Raw genomic sequence first — 16,673 nt, 5'->3', positions numbered from 1 at the left:
CGGGACCGTGGCGGTTTCCGTCGGGACGACCGGCGTGACGACCGGGGCGGTTTCCCCCGGGACGACCGTGCTCCTCGGCGCGATGACCGTGACCGGGACCGTGGGCCGCGTCGGGACGACGACCGCGGCGGGTTCCGTCGGGACGACCGGCGTGACGACCGCGGCGGGTCCCGTGGGGGCTTCCGTGGTGGCCGGGACGACCGGCGTGACGACCGGGGGCGTGGCGGGTTCCGTGGGCGTCCCGAGCGGCGCGACGACCGGCGCGACGACCGCCGGGACCGCGAGCCCATCAAGCGGCTGCCCATCCCCGAGGACGTCACCGGCGACGAGATCGACAAGGACGTACGGCAGGAGCTGATGAGCCTGCCGAAGACCCTCGCCGAGGACGTCGCCAGGAACCTGGTGATGGTCGCCAGGCTCATCGACGAGGACCCCGAGAAGGCCTACAGCTACTCGCGCGTCGCCCTGCGGCTCGCCTCCCGCGTCGCCGCCGTCCGCGAGGCCGCCGGCTTCGCCGCCTACGCCACCCAGAAGTACGCGGAGGCCCTCGCGGAGTTCCGTGCCGCCCGGCGTATGACCGGCAGCGTCGAGCTGTGGCCCGTCATGGCCGACTGCGAGCGCGGCCTCGGCCGGCCCGAGCGGGCGCTGGCCATGGCCGGTGAGCCCGAGGTGCAGAAGCTGGACAAGGCGGGCCAGGTCGAGATGCGGCTCGTCGCCGCCGGGGCGCGGCGCGACCTGGGACAGGTCGACGCGGCCATCGTCACGCTGCAGTCGCCCGAACTCGCCGCCAACGCCGTACAGCCGTGGACGGCGCGCCTGCGATACGCGTACGCCGACGCGCTTCTGGCGGCGGGACGTGAGGGCGAGGCGCGCGAATGGTTCGCCAAGGCCATCGAGTCCGACAAGGACGGCACGACCGACGCCTCCGACCGGCTCGCCGAACTCGACGGCGTCGAGTTCGTCGATGCCTTCGAGGAGATCGAGGACACCGAAGACCCCGAGGAGTCCGAGGAGTCCGATGAGTCCTTGGGGTCCGAGGAGATTCGGGGCACTGAGGCCGCCGGGGACGGCGGCGAGGAGCAGGGCGGCGACGACAGCGGGTCGCGGCACTGAGATGACCTGATCACGGAGAAGGGCGGCACCCCTCGGGTGCCGCCCTTCTCCGTGTCTGTTCAGTCCAGTGCAAGGCTGCGCAGTACCAGGCCAGTGGCCGGTTTCGGGCCGAACGACGTCGACTTGCGGGGCATCGTGACGCCCTGGCGGGCCAGATCCCGGACCACGTCCTCCCGCACCGGGTGCATCAGGACGGCCGTGGCGCCGTGCCGCTCGGCCTGCGTGACCGCGGCCCGCGTGTCATGGATGTACGCGATGTGCTCCGGGGCGTCCGGGACGTGCCACACCCGCTCCAGGAGCGTCGCGTGCAGGACGGTGGCGTCGAGGGTACGCCACGCCTCCGGGCGGTCGCGCCGTATCGTGCGGGCCAGCAGCTCCCCGTCCGGGCGGTCCACCAGGTGGAAGCGGCCGTCACCCGCGAGCAGGAACGCGTTCCCGTCGGCCGCGGCGTCCCCCAGTGCCTCCAGGGCCGTCGCGAGAGGCACGTCGAGGGTGCGGACCCGGAACGAGCCCTCCAGGGCGGCGAGGGCGTCCGCGACCGGCAGGCGGTGCAGCAGCCGGTGGATGGCGCGGACCTCCAGCGGATAGCGTGCGGTGTCGACGAGGAGTACCAGGCCGTAGTTCCACGGGCCGGTCCCGGCCTGCTCGTCGCGGAGCCGCAGATACGTCGCCCAGCGATGGTGGCCGTCCGCGATCAGTGCCTGGTGACGGGCCAGATCGCCGGCCGCCGCCGCCAGCTCCGCCGGATCCGTCACCGCCCACAGCCGGTGGCTGAAGCCGTCCTCCGTGGTCGTCGAGAGCAGCGGCGTACGGGCGATGACACGCTCGATGACGGCCGTCGCGCCGGTCGCGCTGCCGTCGCCGCGGTAGGTGAGCAGCAGCGGCTCCAGGTGCGCGCCCGTGGTGCGCATCAGGTCGGCGCGCTCCTCCACGACATGCGGCATGACGTCCTCGTGCGGCAGGACGATGCCCTCCTCCGGGCGCGACAGCTCCAGGGCGCCGATGACGCCGCGCTGCAGCAGGTCGCCGTTGCGCTGCTCGTAGACGTACAGGGCCGGCTCGGAGTCGGCGGCCAGTATCCCCTCGGCGAGCCAGTCAGTGAGGGTGTCGGCGGCGCGGCGGGGGCGGGCGTCCGCCGTGGGCGCCTGGGGGAGGATGAGCCGGACGATGTTGTGCGGGTCGGACGACTCGAGATGGTGGAGTCCGTCGGGCCGTACCACCACGTCGTACGGCGGTGAGGTCACCGCGGCGAGGCTGCGGACCCGTTCCGGGACGTACCGCAGTCCGCGGAACGGTTTCAGGCGCAGGCCGTCGTCGGCCGCAGGACCTCTCGTGTTCATCCTTGCATCGTAGGTGGATGTACGGATGAGCGATGATCGGGGCACGGGATCGGCCGAATGAGTGAGGAGCACGGGTGATGGGGCAGCAGGGGCGGAACCGGCCGGGCGGCAGCGCGACCGCGTTGAGCGCGGCGTACGACACGGCGCTGCTGGACCTGGACGGTGTGGTGTACGCGGGCGGGGAGGCCATCCCGTACGCCGTGGAGGCGCTCGGCGCGGCCCGGGCCGGCGGGATGCACCTCGCGTACGTCACGAACAACGCCCTGCGCACGCCGGACGCCGTCGCCGCGCACCTCACGGAGCTGGGGGTGCCCGCCGAGCCGGGCGATGTGGTGACGTCCGCGCAGGCGGTGGCCCGGCTCATCGCCGACCGGCTGCCGCACGGGTCGCGGATCCTCGTCATCGGCGGGGAGGGGCTGCGGGTCGCGCTGCGCGAGCGCGGGCTGGTGCCGGTCGAGTCGGCCGACGACGACCCGGCGGCCGTCGTCCAGGGGTACGGCGGGCCCGAGCTGCCCTGGGGGCGGCTCGCGGAGGCTTCGTACGCCATCGCGCGCGGTGTGCCGTGGTACGCGTCCAACACCGACCTGACGATCCCCGGCGCGCGGGGCATCGCGCCGGGCAACGGCGCGGCCGTGGAGGTCGTACGGATCGCGACGGGCGCCGAGCCGCAGGTGGCCGGGAAGCCGCTGCCGCCGATGCACCGGGAGACGGTCCTGCGGACCGGGGCGCGTCGGCCGCTCGTGGTCGGGGACCGGCTGGACACGGATATCGAGGGCGCCTTCAACGGCGGCGTCGACTCGCTGCTCGTACTGACCGGCGTGGCCGACCCGGCGCAGCTCCTGGCGGCCGTACCGGAGCACCGGCCGACGTACGTCGACGCCGACCTCCGCGGGCTGCTCACCGGGCAGCCCGAGGTCACGGAGGCGGCGGACGGTGGCTTCCGGTGCGGGGGCTGGACGGCGACGGTGGAGGGCGGCGCGCTCGCCGTGGAGGGCGAGGGCGAGGGCCCGGGCGAGCGGCTCGACGGGCTGCGGGCGCTGTGCGCGGCGTCCTGGACACATGCCGGGGCGGGCTCTTGCGCGCTGGAGGCGGGGAAGGCGCTGGCCAGGCTGGGGTGGTGACACCGCGGACGCCGGGGCTGTGGGCACCCCGACGATCGATCGAGAGAGGGGTGGGGTGACTTGATCGCGCGTTGATCGAGGGTCCTCCCGGAAGGAGCGCGGAACCGCGGTCCGCCGCGCGGGAGTCCCGCGGACGGCGTTCCGTGCGCGTCGCCGGGCTGCTCGCCGGTGTCGCGCTCGGACTGTCCGGCGCCGTGATGCGGGTCCTCACCCGAAACCCGCTCGCCGAGCCGGGGCTCATGGGTGTGGACGCGGGCGCCGCTGCCGTCGTCGTGTCCGCGACCGGCGCGCTGTACGGGTACGTCGACGCCGAGCTGGTCGAGCGGGTCTTCGGCCTGCGCCGCAGGTCATCGACGGCCCCTGGACGGGTACTCCGCTCGTCGTCCCGGCGGGGGCGCGGGGCGCGGGGCACGGGTGGCGGCGCTACAGAGTGGCGGCGCTACAGAAGTGACCGCAGACGCAGCAGGTCCAGGACCCCGGCCTCCAGCCCGACCCGGCCCGACGCCCAGGCCCGCGCGAAGTCCAGCTCTCCGCGTACCAGCGCCAGCAGGTCGTCACCGGACATCGCGAGGCGGACCCGCGCCCGCTCACGCGGTGGTCCTTCCAACTGCTCCAGCACCTCGATCCGGCCTGCCAGGAGGCTGCCCGTGAACGTCACGTCCAGGTCGGTGAGGTGGCAGCTGACCGTACGACGCCCGGCCGCGGCCGTCCGCACGCCGCCTTCCGAACGCGCCAGGTTCCCCGCGAGGGTGTCGAGTGCCGCGCGGCACTCCTCGATCGTGGCCATCGTGACCGACCGTACACCGGGGCTTCGCGGTAGCGTCGGCTCATGAACCACGCCATGCCCGGACAGCCGGCGACCCCCGAGGAGGCCGTCGGGGCCGCCCCTGAGCCCGTCGGCCGGGTGCCGGCGGCCGACGGGCCAGGGGCGCACCGTGGGCCCGCTGCGCGGCCGGAGGAGCTCCCGGCGGCGCTACGGACGGTGAACGCCCCGGGTACCCCGAACGGGACGGAGGGGCTCTCCGCCGCCGACGCCGCTGGAGAGGACGCCGAACACGGGCACGACCGGACGGACGAGCCCGCCGTGCCCTCACCCCTCGGCGTCGAGCGGACGGCGACCGGGCACCCTGAGGTCGACGCCCTGCTGGAGCGGCTCGGTGATGCCGATCACCTCCCGGCGGACGAACACCTGGAGGTGTACGAGGATGTACACGGGGGGCTGCGCGACACGCTGACCGCGCTGGACGCACACCCCCGGCCGGGATCCCCGAACGAGCACAGGAGCTGAACCCAACGTGGCAGGAGTGGCACGCCGCCGTCTCGACGCCGAGCTTGTACGCCGCAAGCTCGCCCGCTCGCGCGAACACGCGAGCCAGCTGATCGCGGCGGGGCGGGTGACCGTCGGCGGCACCACCGCCACCAAGCCCGCCACCCAGGTCGAGACGGCCGCCGCCGTCGTCGTCACCCAGGACGACAGCGACCCCGACTACGTGTCGCGCGGCGGCCACAAACTCGCCGGAGCCCTCGCCGCCTTCGTACCGAACGGACTGAAGGTCGAGGGGCGGCGGGCGCTCGACGCCGGGGCGTCCACCGGCGGGTTCACCGACGTACTGCTGCGCAACGGCGCCGCCCACGTCGTCGCCGTCGACGTCGGCTACGGCCAGCTCGCCTGGTCCCTGCGGAGCGATGAACGCGTCACGGTCAAGGACCGTACGAATGTGCGTGAGTTGACGCTCGACGTATTGGACGGGGAGGCGGTGGACCTGGTCGTCGGGGACCTGTCCTTCATCCCGCTCGGTCTCGTGCTGCCCGCGCTCGCCGGGGTGGCCGCGCCCGGCGCCGATCTCGTGCTGATGGTCAAGCCGCAGTTCGAGGTCGGCAAGGAGCGGCTGGGCAGTGGCGGCGTGGTCCGCAGCCCGGAGCTGCGCGCCGAGGCCGTGCGGAACGTGGCGCGGCAGGCGGGCGAGCTCGGGCTCGGCGTCCTGGGCGTCACCGCGAGCCCCCTGCCCGGCCCGTCCGGCAACGTCGAGTACTTTCTGTGGCTGCGGGCAGGGGCGCCCGCACTTGATCCGGCCGACATCGAGCGTGCCGTGGCGGAGGGACCTCGTTGAGTTCAGCACCGAGTTCAGCACCGCGTACCGTCTTCCTGCTCGCGCACACGGGGCGGCCGGCCGCCGTGCGCAGCGCCGAGCTCGTCGTCCTCGGGCTGCTGCGCTGCGGCATCGGCGTACGCGTCCTGGCCTCCGAGGCCGCCGACCTGCCGCTGCCGGCCGCTGTGGAGACCGTCCCCGAAGCGACCCCGGGCGTCCTCGACGGCTGCGAACTGCTCATCGTGCTCGGCGGTGACGGGACGCTGCTGCGCGGCGCCGAGTTCGCCCGCGCGTCCGGCGTGCCCATGCTCGGCGTCAACCTCGGGCGGGTCGGCTTCCTCGCGGAGGCGGAGCGCGACGACCTCGACAAGGTCGTCGACCGGGTTGTCACGCGCGCGTACGAGGTCGAGGAGCGCATGACCCTCGACGTCGTCGTCTACGACAACGGCGACGTCCTGCACACCAACTGGGCGCTGAACGAGGCCGCCGTGCAGAAGGTGGCGCCCGAGCGGATGCTGGAGGTCGTCCTCGCGATCGACGGGCGGCCGGTGACGGGCTTCGGCTGCGACGGGGTGATCTGCGCGACCCCGACCGGGTCCACCGCGTACGCCTTCTCGGCGGGCGGGCCAGTCATCTGGCCGGAGGTGGAGGCACTGCTGATGGTCCCGATCGGCGCCCACGCGCTGTTCGCCAAGCCGCTGGTGACCACGCCTGATTCGGTGCTGGCGGTGGAGGTGGAGCCGCACACCCCGGACGGGGTGCTGTGGTGCGACGGGCGGCGCACCGTCACGCTGCCGGCGGGGGCGCGGGTGGAGATCCGGCGCGGCTCCGTGCCGGTGCGGCTCGCCCGGCTCCACCACGCGTCCTTCTCGGACCGGCTCGTCGCGAAGTTCGCGCTGCCGGTTTCGGGGTGGCGGGGGGCGCCGCACTAGGGCGTGCGCGACCCACCGCGTGGTGCGCGGCCCTCTGGGCGGGGCGCCGTCCCGTTGTGCCCATCCGTTCCGCCCCGGCGGAACGCATGCCCACAACGGGACGGGATCCCGACCCCGGCGTAGCGCCGCACCGCGAGGGGACAGGGGGACCGCCTGCGGCACGGACGCGACGCCGGAGCGGCGGCAGGAGGGCGGGGGAGGGCGGGCGGTGCTGGGCTCGCCGCACCCGCGTCGGAGCCCACCCGGCGGTTGCCCGGAACAGGCCCCGCCCTCGGCGCTCGGGCGGCGGTGCCGGGCGCCGGGCGCGGGGCGAGAGGGGCGAGAGAGGCGGAGCGGGCCACCCCCGTGGGTGATACGTGGCGGTGTCCACCTGCGGGTTCTGCGGCGCGGGGCGGGGGCCGTCGCGTTGTGGGGGCGGGACCTCGTAAGGTCTTCCCCGTGTTGGAGGAGATGCGGATACGGTCGCTCGGAGTCATCGACGACGCGGTGGTCGAGCTGTCACCCGGGTTCACCGCGGTGACGGGCGAGACCGGTGCGGGCAAGACCATGGTGGTGACGAGCCTGGGGCTGCTGCTCGGCGGGCGCGCCGACCCGGCCCTGGTGCGGATCGGCGCGCCGTCCGCCGTCGTCGAGGGACGGGTCGGGGTCGTGCCGGACGGCGCGGCCGCACGCCGCGCCCAGGACGCGGGCGCCGACCTCGACGAGGGGGCGCTGCTCATCAGCCGTACCGTCTCCGCCGAGGGCCGCTCCCGCGCGCACCTGGGCGGCCGCAGCGTGCCCGTCGGGCTGCTCGCCGAGCTGGCCGACGACCTCGTCGCCGTGCACGGCCAGACCGACCAGCAGGGGCTGCTGAAGCCCGCCCGGCAGCGCGGCGCGCTGGACCGGTACGCGGGCGACGCCGTGGCCGTGCCGCTCGCCGCCTACAGCGAGGCCTACCGGCGGCTGCGGGCGCTCAACGCGGAGCTGGACGAGCTGACGACCCGGGCCCGGGAGCGGGCGCAGGAGGCCGACCTGCTGCGGTTCGGGCTCGCGGAGATCGAGGCGGTCGAGCCGCGTGCCGGGGAGGATGTCGAACTCGCCGCCGAGGCCGAGCGGCTGGGCCACGCCGAGGCCCTCGCCTCCGCCGCCGCGCTCGCGCACGGCGCGCTCGCGGGCAACCCCGAGGACCCGGAGGCGGTCGACGCGACGACCCTCGTCGCCGGTGCGGGGCGCGGCCTGGAGGGCGTACGGTCCCACGACCCCGCCCTCGCCGTGCTCGCCGACCGGATCGGTGAGATCTCGATCCTCCTCGCCGACGTGGCCGGCGAACTCGCCGGGTACGCGGACAACCTGGACGCCGACCCGCGCCGCCTGGCAGCCGTGGAGGAGCGGCGCGCCGCGCTGACCGGGCTGACCCGCAAGTACGGCACGGACATCGACGCCGTACTCTCCTGGGCCCAGGAGAGCGCGGCCCGGCTCACCGAACTGGACGGCGACGACGACCGCATCGGCGAGCTCACCGCCGAACGGGACGCACTGCGCGCCGAACTGTCCGGCCTCGCCGAGGCCCTGACCGACGCGCGGACGGAGGCGGCTGCCCGGTTCGCCGACGCCGTCACCGCCGAGCTGGCGTCGCTGGCCATGCCGCACGCGCGCGTGTCGTTCGCGATCCGGCAGACCGAGGACCCGGACGGTGTCGAGGTCGGTGGCCGGACGGTGGCGTACGGGCCGGCGGGCGCCGACGAGGTCGAGCTGCTGCTCGCCCCGCACCCGGGCGCCCCGCCCAGGCCGATCGCCAAGGGCGCCTCGGGCGGTGAGCTGTCCCGCGTGATGCTCGCCGTCGAGGTCGTCTTCGCGGGTACCGACCCCGTGCCCACCTATCTGTTCGACGAGGTGGACGCGGGTGTCGGCGGCAAGGCGGCCGTGGAGATCGGGCGGCGGCTCGCCAAGCTCGCCAAGTCGGCGCAGGTCGTGGTGGTCACGCACCTGCCGCAGGTCGCGGCGTTCGCCGACCGCCAGCTGCTGGTCGAGAAGACCGACGACGGGTCCGTCACGAGGTCCGGCGTCACCGTCCTCGAGGGCGAGGACCGGGTGCGGGAGCTGTCGCGGATGCTCGCCGGGCAGGAGGACTCCGAGACGGCACGGGCGCACGCCGAGGAACTGCTGGCCACCGCCCGGGCGGACGTCTGACACCAGCCCCTCGTAGGGTGCTCTGCGTGATGGGGAATCTTACGAGGGCGGCCGCGGCGTTCGGGACGGCCGCCGTGGCCACCCGCGCCGTACACGCGGGGCTGCGGCGGCGCCGACGGGCTGCCTGGGAGCGGACCAACCACGCCGGGCGGACCGTCGACCTGTACGCGGCGCCGGCCGTCGCCGTCGGCACCGCGCTGGGCGCGCTGCCGTGCCGCGAGCGGGGCGCCGCCGTGCTGGCGACCCTCGCGGCGGCGGCCTGCGGGGCGTACGACGACCTCGACGGCGACCACCGGCGCGGTTTCCGGGCCCACCTGGGCGCGCTGCGGGACGGCGAGGTCACCAGCCGGGGCCGTCAAACTGTTCGGGATCGGCGCCGCCGGGCTCGCCGCGGGCGCGCTGCTCAGGGAACGGCCGCTGGACAGGCTGCTCGCCGGGGTGGTGGTCGCCGGCACCGCCCATCTCGTCAACCTCGTGGACGTACGGCCCGGGCGGGCCGCCCTGGCCGTGTTCGCCCTCGGGGTGCCCGGCCTCGTGCGGGGCGGGCCGCTCGCCGCCGCCCCCATGGGCGCTGCCGCGGCCGTCGTCGCCGACGACCTGGGGGAGCGGACCATGCTGGGCGACACCGGGGCGCACGCTCTCGGCGCGGCTCTCGGGGTGGCCGTGGCCGCCGGCAACGGGCGGCTCGGGCTCACGCTGCACGCCGCCGCGCTCGTCACGGCGGCCGTCAACGGCGGTACCGTCAGCCGGCTCGCGCGTTCACCCGTGTGAGTGATCCCGGCGGCGAGGTCACGCCGTTGCGCGCCGGAATGTCGCGGGATGCGGCGGAGCGGGTCCGAGCGCCGGTGCCGGAACGTGCGTACGGGCTGGCATCCTTGAGCGCGTGACACAGCTGCGTACGGTCCAAGTGCTGGGCGGCGGCAGCGCGGGCAGCAGCGCTCATGTCAGATCACTGGCCGCGGGGCTCGTGGCGAGGGGCGTGCGGGTGACCGTGTGCGCCCCCGCCGAGCTGGACCACGACTACGACTTCCTCGGCGCCGGGGCCCACTTCGTGCCCGTACCGCGCCGCAGCGACCCGCTGTCCGTGGGCGCGCTGCGGGCCGCCTGCGCGGACGCCGACGTCGTCCACGCGCACGGGCTGAACGCGGCGGTCCGGTCCGGTCTGGCGCTCGCCGCGCAGCACGTGCCGCTCGTCGTCACGTGGCACACCCGGCCGCACGTCGAGGGTGCGCGCAGGCAGCTGCTGCGGTTCATGGAGCGGAAGGCCGTTCGGGCGGCGGCCGTCGTACTCGCCACGTCTTCGGAGCTCGTCGACCGGGCGCGGCGGCGGGGCGCCCGCGACGCCCGCCTCGGTCCCGTCACCATGCCGCCGCCGTGCGGGCTCGCCGACCTGCCCGGTGAGAAGGCGCGGGCAGAACTGGGGGCCGTCGACCGGCCGTTGGTCGTGACCGCCGGTCCACTGGAGCCGCACCGCGGGCACGACACACTGCTGGACGCGTCGCGGCGGTGGCTCGGCCACGACCCGGTGCCGCTGGTCGCCGTCGCCGGGGAGGGCACCCGGCGGGACGCGCTGGAGCGGCGGGTCGACACCGAGCGTCTTCCTGTGCGGCTGCTCGGTCACCGCGAGGACGCCAGCGCGCTGTTGGCCGCGGCGGACGTCGCGGTGCTCCCCAGCCGGTGGGAGGCCCGGGCGCCGCTCGCCCAGGAGGCCCTGCGGCTGGGGGTGCCGCTCGTCGCCACGGCGGTGGGCGGTGTGCCCGAACTCGTCGGGGACGCGGCGGAACTCGTCCCGTACGGCGACGCGGTCGCCCTCGCGGCTGCCGTGACCCGCCTCCTCGCGGACCCGGCGAGCCGCGCGGCCCTCGCCGAGGCAGGCCACCGCCAGGCCGCGACATGGCCCACGGAGGACGAGACCATCGCGCAGGTCCTGAGTGTCTACGACGAACTGTGCGCGTCGCGGGGCGGCAACGGCGGCTGACGCCTCCGAACCCCACCGTCCTGGTGCGCGCGGCCGACCGGGCGGGGCGTCGTCCCGTCAACGGCCTCGCGTACCGGGGCTCCGCGCGGCCGGCCGGCCGCGCAGGCGCACGGGCCTGCCTCAAGGGGCGTGGCGGCGGGCGCGCAGGGCCATGGACAGGGGCAGGAGTGTCCGGGGGTCGTCCAGGTCCGTGCCGAGGAGTTCGGCGATCCTCGCCAGGCGGTTGTAGAGGGTCTGGCGGTTCAGGTGGAGTTCGCGGGCCGTCTCCGCCTTGCGGCCCGCGTGGGCCAGGTACGTCTCCAAGGTGGGAAGCAGCGGGCTGCGTGACGCCGCGTCGTGCGCGCGCAGCGGTCCGATCGTGCGGTCCACGAACGCCGCCAGCGCCGTCTCGTCATGGCGGTGCAGCCGCCACAGCAGCAGGTCGACGTCCAGGCTCCGCGCGTCGTGCCAGGGGCGCTCGGGCAGACCCTGCGCGGCCGTGGCCGTCTCCGCCGCGTGCCGGAGCCCGGCGGACGCCGCCGCCCAGCCGCCCGCGACGCCCACGACGACGACCGGCGGGTGACCACCGGAGCGGTCGAGGCCCGCGCGCTCCACGCCGGTCCTGAGCGCGGCGGCCACCCGGTCCGCGACGGCGGTGCGCTCGGACTCGGTACGCAGCCCCAGGAGCAGCGGCACACGGCCCTCCACCGGGCGGACGCCCACCAGGACCGGCACGCCGACCGGCGACAGCTCCTCGGCCACCGCCCGCGCCAGCAGCGCCCACCCGCCCGCGGGCGCGTGCTCGGCGGCGAGCCGCATGACGACCGGCAGCAGCGGCCCGTCCCCCGGCTTGAAGCCGAGGACCCGGGCCTGTGCCGCCGCGTCCTCCGCCGCGATCCGCCCCTCGGCGAGGTCCGTGAGGAAGTCGCCCCGGCCCCGGGCCGCCAGCTCCTCCTCCTGGCGGGCCTGCATGAGGACGACCGCGAGGATGCCCGCCGCCCGCTCCGCCGCCATCCGGTGCACCGGCAGCAGCCGGCCCGCCACCGCGAGGAGCACCAGCCGCGCCCGCACCGCGCCGGCTCCCGAGCCCGTGCTGCCGGGGCCACCGCCCGGTACGTCGACGAGTACGGATCCGGCGGGCCGTGCCTCCGGGGCCCCCGACCGCCGGCCGCGCAGGCCCTCCCACACCTGGAGCGGGTCCGCGCACGGTGTCCCCGGTGTCCATGGTGTCCCCTCCGCCGCGTACAGGAGCCGGCCGTCGGCGGCCTCCAGGAACACCGGGTTGCCCGCGAATCCCGCCAGGATCCGCAGCACATGCGGCACGCCGCCGCCCCCGAGGAGCGCCTCTGTGCACTGCCGGTGCACGTCCTCGGCCTGCCGCAGCAGCGCGTAGTGCCCGTTGACGATCTCGGTGTGGACCTCTTCCGTCACCGAGACGAACGGCACCTCCCGGTGCAGCTGGACCAGCGGCAGGCCCGCCGCCCGGGCGCTCTCCACGAGTGCCCCGGGCAGCCGGGTGAACCGCGGCCCCAGCTCCACGACCAGCGCGGCGATCCCGCGCTCAGCCAGCCGTCGTACGAACGCCCGCTGCTCGGCCGGACGCGCACCGATCCCGATCCCGGTCGTGAGCAGCAGTTCGCCGCCCTTCAGGAGCGACGCGATGTTCGGCACCTCACCGGCGTGCACCCAGCGGACCGTGCGGTGCAGCCGGTCGGCGCCCGCCACCACCTCCGGGAGCCCGCCGCGCAGCCCGGGCAGCTCCAGCGCCCGCCGCACGGTGATCCCGCCCTGTTCCTCCATGGGGCGGGACGCTACCCCCGCGGCCTCGCCGGGTCATCACCCGGGCATCACGGACGGCGCCGGCACCGCGCGTACGGCTTCCGGTCAGCCGCCGTAGGCGCCGCTCGCGGTCAGCCGCAGGGCCGTGTCGATCAGCGGCACGTGGCTGAACGCCTGCGGGTAGTTCCCGACCTGGCGCTGCAGCCGGGGGTCCCACTCCTCGGCGAGGAGCCCGAGGTCGTTCCGGAGGGCCAGCAGCTTCTCGAAGAGCTTCCGCGCCTCGTCGACGCGGCCGATCATCGCCAGGTCGTCGGCCATCCAGAACGAGCAGGCCAGGAACGCGCCCTCGTCGCCGGGCAGGCCGTCCACGCCCTCCTCGGAGCCCTGCGTCGGGTAGCGCAGGATGAAGCCGTCCGACGTGGAGAGCTCCCGCTGGATCGCCTCGATGGTGCCGATGACCCGCTTGTCGTCCGGCGGCAGGAAGCCCATCTGCGGGATGAGCAGCAGCGACGCGTCCAGCTCCTGCGAGCCGTACGACTGCGTGAAGGTGTTGCGCTCGGGGTCGTAGCCCTTCTCGCAGACGTCGCGGTGGATCTCGTCGCGCAGTTCGCGCCACCGCTCCAGCGGGCCGTCGGCGTCGCCGGACTCGACGAGCTTGATGGTGCGGTCGACGGCGACCCACGCCATGACCTTGGAGTGCACGAAGTGGCGGCGCGGCCCGCGGACCTCCCAGATGCCCTCGTCGGGCTCTGTCCAGTGCTTCTCCAGATAGTGGATCAGCTTCAGCTGGAGGAGGGAGGCGTAGTCGTTGCGGGCCAGGCCCGTCATGTGGGCCAGATGCAGGGCCTCGGTGACCTCGCCGTACACGTCCAGCTGGAGCTGGGCGGCGGCGCCGTTGCCGACCCGCACCGGGGCGGAGTTCTCATAGCCGGGCAGCCAGTCCAGCTCGGCCTCGCCCAGCTCGCGTTCGCCCGCGATGCCGTACATGATCTGCAGGTTCTCCGGGTCGCCCGCCACCGCGCGCAGCAGCCACTCGCGCCAGGCGCGGGCCTCCTCGCGGTAGCCGGTGCGCAGCAGCGAGGAGAGTGTGATCGCCGCGTCCCGCAGCCAGGTGTACCGGTAGTCCCAGTTCCGTACGCCGCCGATGTCCTCCGGCAGTGACGTCGTCGGCGCCGCCACGATCCCGCCCGTCGGGGCGTACGTCAGGGCCTTCAGGGTGATCAGCGAGCGGATCACGGCCTCCCGGTAGGGGCCGCGGTACGTGCAGTGCTCGACCCAGTCGTGCCAGAACTGGGAGGTCGCCTCCAGGGCGCCCTCGGGGTCCGGCAGCGGCGGCTGAGGGTGGTGCGAGGGCTGCCAGCTGATCGTGAAGGCGATCCGCTCACCCGGCGTGATGGTGAAGTCCGAGTACGTCGTCAGATGCTCGCCGTATGTCTCGCACTCGGTGTCCAGCCACACCGAGTCCGGGCCGGCGACGGCGACCGTACGGGCGTCGACCTTGTGCACCCACGGCACGACCCGGCCGTACGAGAACCGCATCCGCAGCGACGAGCGCATCTTCACCCGGCCGCTGACGCCCTCCACGATGCGCACCAGCTGGGGCGCGCCGTCGCGGGGCGGCATGAAGTCGGTGATGCGGACGGTGCCGCGTGGCGTGTCCCACTCGGATTCGAGGATGAGCGAGTCGCCCCGGTAGCGGCGGCGGTCGGCGACCGGGGGCTCGCTGCCCTCGGCGTGCTGCGGTCCGATCCGCCAGAATCCGTGTTCCTCGTTCCCGAGGAGTCCTGCGAAGACGGCATGTGAGTCGAAGCGGGGCAGGCACAGCCAGTCGGCCGTGCCGTCCCGGCAGACCAGGGCAGCGGTCTGCATGTCTCCGATGAGTGCGTAGTCCTCGATGCGCCCGGCCACGTGCAATCTCCAGTCGAACGGCCACGTTCGCCCCGCGGGGCGCTTACTGGGGTCAGGGTCAAGGATCGTTGACGCGAGGGGGTCCCGGGCGACGGGCTGGGGTGGTGCCGTATACGGGCCTGACTCGGCAACGGGTGTCCGAGCAGGATACGACGCGCCCGGGTGGTCTGTGTGATCTTCCTGGTGGAGCATGAGGGACGGGATGAGCCGGACGAGTGAGCCAGTACCCCGCTGTGCGAATGCATGCACGGCAGGTCACGCTCATCTGTTTCGCACAAGATCGAACATCGCTGAACACGACCAGACATTGGCTGGTTTATATGGGCAGTGTGGCCGGAACGCAGTCACCCTTCGTCGCTGATACCCTGGTAGCCCGTGGACCGGTGGGCGCCGCAGAACCAATCGGCGGCCCCCGAACCGCAGCGACGGCACCCCCGGAGACCTCGGGATTCCTCCCTCCAGGATCTCCGGATCGGACGCCGGTACGCACCTCCAGACCGCGACCACGGGAGCCCCCTCTTGGCCATGCCGCCCAAATCAACGACGACCAAGCACATCTTCGTCACCGGGGGTGTCGCCAGCTCCCTCGGCAAGGGGCTGACCGCCTCCAGCCTAGGGGCGCTCCTCAAGGCGCGGGGGCTCCGGGTCACCATGCAGAAGCTCGACCCGTACCTCAACGTCGACCCGGGCACCATGAACCCCTTCCAGCACGGTGAGGTGTTCGTCACCAACGACGGCGCCGAGACCGACCTGGACATCGGCCACTACGAGCGGTTCCTCGACGTCGACCTCGACGGCTCCGCCAACGTCACCACGGGCCAGGTCTACTCCACGGTCATCGCCAAGGAGCGGCGCGGCGAGTATCTCGGCGACACCGTCCAGGTCATCCCGCACATCACCAACGAGATCAAGCACCGCATCCGGCACATGGCCACCGACGACGTCGACGTCGTCATCACCGAGGTCGGCGGCACCGTCGGCGACATCGAGTCCCTGCCGTTCCTGGAGACCGTCCGCCAGGTCCGCCACGAGGTCGGCCGCGACAACGTCTTCGTCGTGCACATCTCGCTGCTGCCCTACATCGGCCCCTCCGGCGAGCTGAAGACCAAGCCGACCCAGCACAGCGTCGCAGCGCTGCGCAACATCGGTATCCAGCCGGACGCCATCGTGCTGCGCGCCGACCGTGACGTGCCCACCGCGATCAAGCGCAAGATCTCCCTGATGTGCGACGTCGACGAGGCCGCCGTGGTCGCGGCCATCGACGCGAAGTCGATCTACGACATCCCGAAGGTCCTGCACACCGAGGGCCTCGACGCCTATGTCGTCCGCAAGCTCGACCTGCCGTTCCGCGACGTCGACTGGACGACGTGGGACGACCTGCTGGACCGCGTCCACAACCCCGACCACGAGGTCACGGTCGCGCTCGTCGGCAAGTACATCGACCTGCCCGACGCCTACCTCTCGGTCACCGAGGCCATGCGCGCCGGCGGCTTCGCCAACAAGGCCCGGGTCAAGGTCAAGTGGGTCACCTCCGACGACTGCAAGACGCAGGCCGGCGCCGCACAGCAGCTCGGCGACGTCGACGCGATCGTCATCCCCGGCGGCTTCGGCGAGCGCGGCGTCAACGGCAAGGTCGGCGCGATCCAGTACGCCCGCGAGAACAGGATCCCGCTGCTCGGCCTCTGCCTGGGCCTCCAGTGCATCGTCATCGAGGCCGCGCGGAACCTCGCCGGCATCCCCGACGCCAACTCCACCGAGTTCGACGCCGCCACCTCCCACCCCGTCATCTCGACGATGGAGGAGCAGCTGGCGTATGTCGAGGGCGCCGGCGACCTGGGCGGCACCATGCGGCTCGGCCTCTACCCGGCCAAGCTCGCCGAGGGCTCGATCGTCCGCGAGGTCTACGCGGACCAGCCGTACGTGGAGGAGCGCCACCGCCACCGCTACGAGGTCAACAACGCGTACCGCGCCGAGCTGGAGAAGAAGGCCGGGGTCCTCTTCTCCGGCACGTCCCCGGACAACAAGCTCGTCGAGTACGTGGAGTACCCGCGCGACGTCCACCCCTACCTGGTCGCCACACAGGCCCACCCCGAGCTCCGGTCCCGGCCGACCCGGCCGCACCCGCTCTTCGCAGGCCTGGTGAAGGCCGCGGTGGAGCGCCGGCAGGCGGCGGAGTCCGGCGAGTAACCACAGCAGATACGGTTGGCCGGGGTGCGGGTCCGAGAGGGCCGCGCACCCCGGTTTCCTGTGTGAGGGAGGAAGTT

Annotated in this window: 12 protein-coding genes and 2 pseudogenes; 10 read left to right on the top strand and 4 right to left on the bottom strand. The window is 74.1% G+C overall.

From position 1 onward, the window contains the following. The first annotated feature begins 357 nt into the window (after positions 1–357). On the top strand, positions 358–1,113 hold the full coding sequence (locus FVS66_RS00275; protein WP_149178901.1) for a tetratricopeptide repeat protein: 756 nt from the start codon (positions 358–360) through the stop codon (positions 1,111–1,113). A 59-nt stretch (positions 1,114–1,172) separates the two neighbouring features. Here FVS66_RS00275 and FVS66_RS00270 read toward each other — a convergent pair whose 3' ends face one another. After that, complete coding sequence (locus tag FVS66_RS00270; RefSeq protein ID WP_149178897.1) at positions 1,173–2,453, bottom strand: DUF1015 domain-containing protein; 1,281 nt, start codon at positions 2,451–2,453, stop codon at positions 1,173–1,175. A 77-nt stretch (positions 2,454–2,530) separates the two neighbouring features. On the opposite strand from FVS66_RS00270, the gene FVS66_RS00265 reads away from it, so the two are divergent. Further along, positions 2,531–3,574 (top strand): HAD-IIA family hydrolase, encoded by a 1,044-nt coding sequence (locus FVS66_RS00265; protein WP_149178896.1) that lies wholly within the window; start codon positions 2,531–2,533, stop codon positions 3,572–3,574. 149 nt (positions 3,575–3,723) lie between these two features. Then, a pseudogene (locus FVS66_RS36690) lies at positions 3,724–3,879 on the top strand (iron chelate uptake ABC transporter family permease subunit); the annotation flags it as partial. 134 nt (positions 3,880–4,013) lie between these two features. Here FVS66_RS36690 and FVS66_RS00255 read toward each other — a convergent pair. Beyond that, positions 4,014–4,361 carry an SCP2 sterol-binding domain-containing protein gene (locus FVS66_RS00255; RefSeq protein ID WP_149178895.1) on the bottom strand — a complete coding sequence of 116 codons (348 nt, stop codon included), beginning with the start codon at positions 4,359–4,361 and terminating at the stop codon, positions 4,014–4,016. 42 nt (positions 4,362–4,403) lie between these two features. Here FVS66_RS00255 and FVS66_RS36685 point away from each other — a divergent pair, with 42 nt between their 5' ends. From FVS66_RS36685 to FVS66_RS00225, 6 genes and pseudogenes are all read left to right on the top strand, one after another. Continuing rightward, on the top strand, positions 4,404–4,862 hold the full coding sequence (locus FVS66_RS36685) for a hypothetical protein (RefSeq protein WP_399224549.1): 459 nt from the start codon (positions 4,404–4,406) through the stop codon (positions 4,860–4,862). A gap of 7 nt (positions 4,863–4,869) precedes the next feature. After that, positions 4,870–5,685, top strand: a complete 816-nt coding sequence (locus tag FVS66_RS00245; protein ID WP_149178894.1) for a TlyA family RNA methyltransferase — start codon at positions 4,870–4,872, stop codon at positions 5,683–5,685. Then, positions 5,682–6,596, top strand: coding sequence for an NAD kinase (locus FVS66_RS00240; protein WP_149178893.1), 915 nt, complete (start codon positions 5,682–5,684; stop codon positions 6,594–6,596). The genes FVS66_RS00245 and FVS66_RS00240 overlap by 4 nt, the downstream gene beginning before the upstream one ends. 450 nt (positions 6,597–7,046) lie before the next feature. Further along, positions 7,047–8,765: a DNA repair protein RecN gene (recN, locus tag FVS66_RS00235; protein WP_187645314.1), complete on the top strand. Its 1,719-nt coding sequence runs from the start codon at positions 7,047–7,049 to the stop codon at positions 8,763–8,765. 29 nt (positions 8,766–8,794) lie between these two features. Then, positions 8,795–9,536, top strand: a pseudogene (locus FVS66_RS00230) (hypothetical protein). A 112-nt stretch (positions 9,537–9,648) separates the two neighbouring features. Next, positions 9,649–10,743: a glycosyltransferase family 4 protein gene (locus FVS66_RS00225; protein WP_149178892.1), complete on the top strand. Its 1,095-nt coding sequence runs from the start codon at positions 9,649–9,651 to the stop codon at positions 10,741–10,743. 120 nt (positions 10,744–10,863) lie between these two features. On the opposite strand, the gene FVS66_RS00220 is transcribed toward FVS66_RS00225, so the two are convergent. Together FVS66_RS00220 and FVS66_RS00215 are read right to left on the bottom strand one after the other, a co-directional pair. Further along, on the bottom strand, positions 10,864–12,522 hold the full coding sequence (locus tag FVS66_RS00220) for a PucR family transcriptional regulator (RefSeq protein ID WP_149178891.1): 1,659 nt from the start codon (positions 12,520–12,522) through the stop codon (positions 10,864–10,866). 84 nt (positions 12,523–12,606) lie between these two features. Beyond that, positions 12,607–14,409, bottom strand: a complete 1,803-nt coding sequence (locus FVS66_RS00215) for a glycoside hydrolase family 15 protein (protein ID WP_149178890.1) — start codon at positions 14,407–14,409, stop codon at positions 12,607–12,609. A 525-nt stretch (positions 14,410–14,934) separates the two neighbouring features. On the opposite strand from FVS66_RS00215, the gene FVS66_RS00210 reads away from it, so the two are divergent. Next, positions 14,935–16,596 (top strand): CTP synthase, encoded by a 1,662-nt coding sequence (locus FVS66_RS00210; protein WP_149178889.1) that lies wholly within the window; start codon positions 14,935–14,937, stop codon positions 16,594–16,596. Positions 16,597–16,673 lie beyond the last annotated feature (77 nt).

The sequence above is a fragment of the Streptomyces sp. TRM49041 genome, from assembly GCF_008271805.1.
In the GTDB taxonomy this organism is placed as follows: Bacteria; Actinomycetota; Actinomycetes; order Streptomycetales; family Streptomycetaceae; genus Streptomyces.
This window is presented reverse-complemented; position numbering and strand designations above follow the sequence as displayed.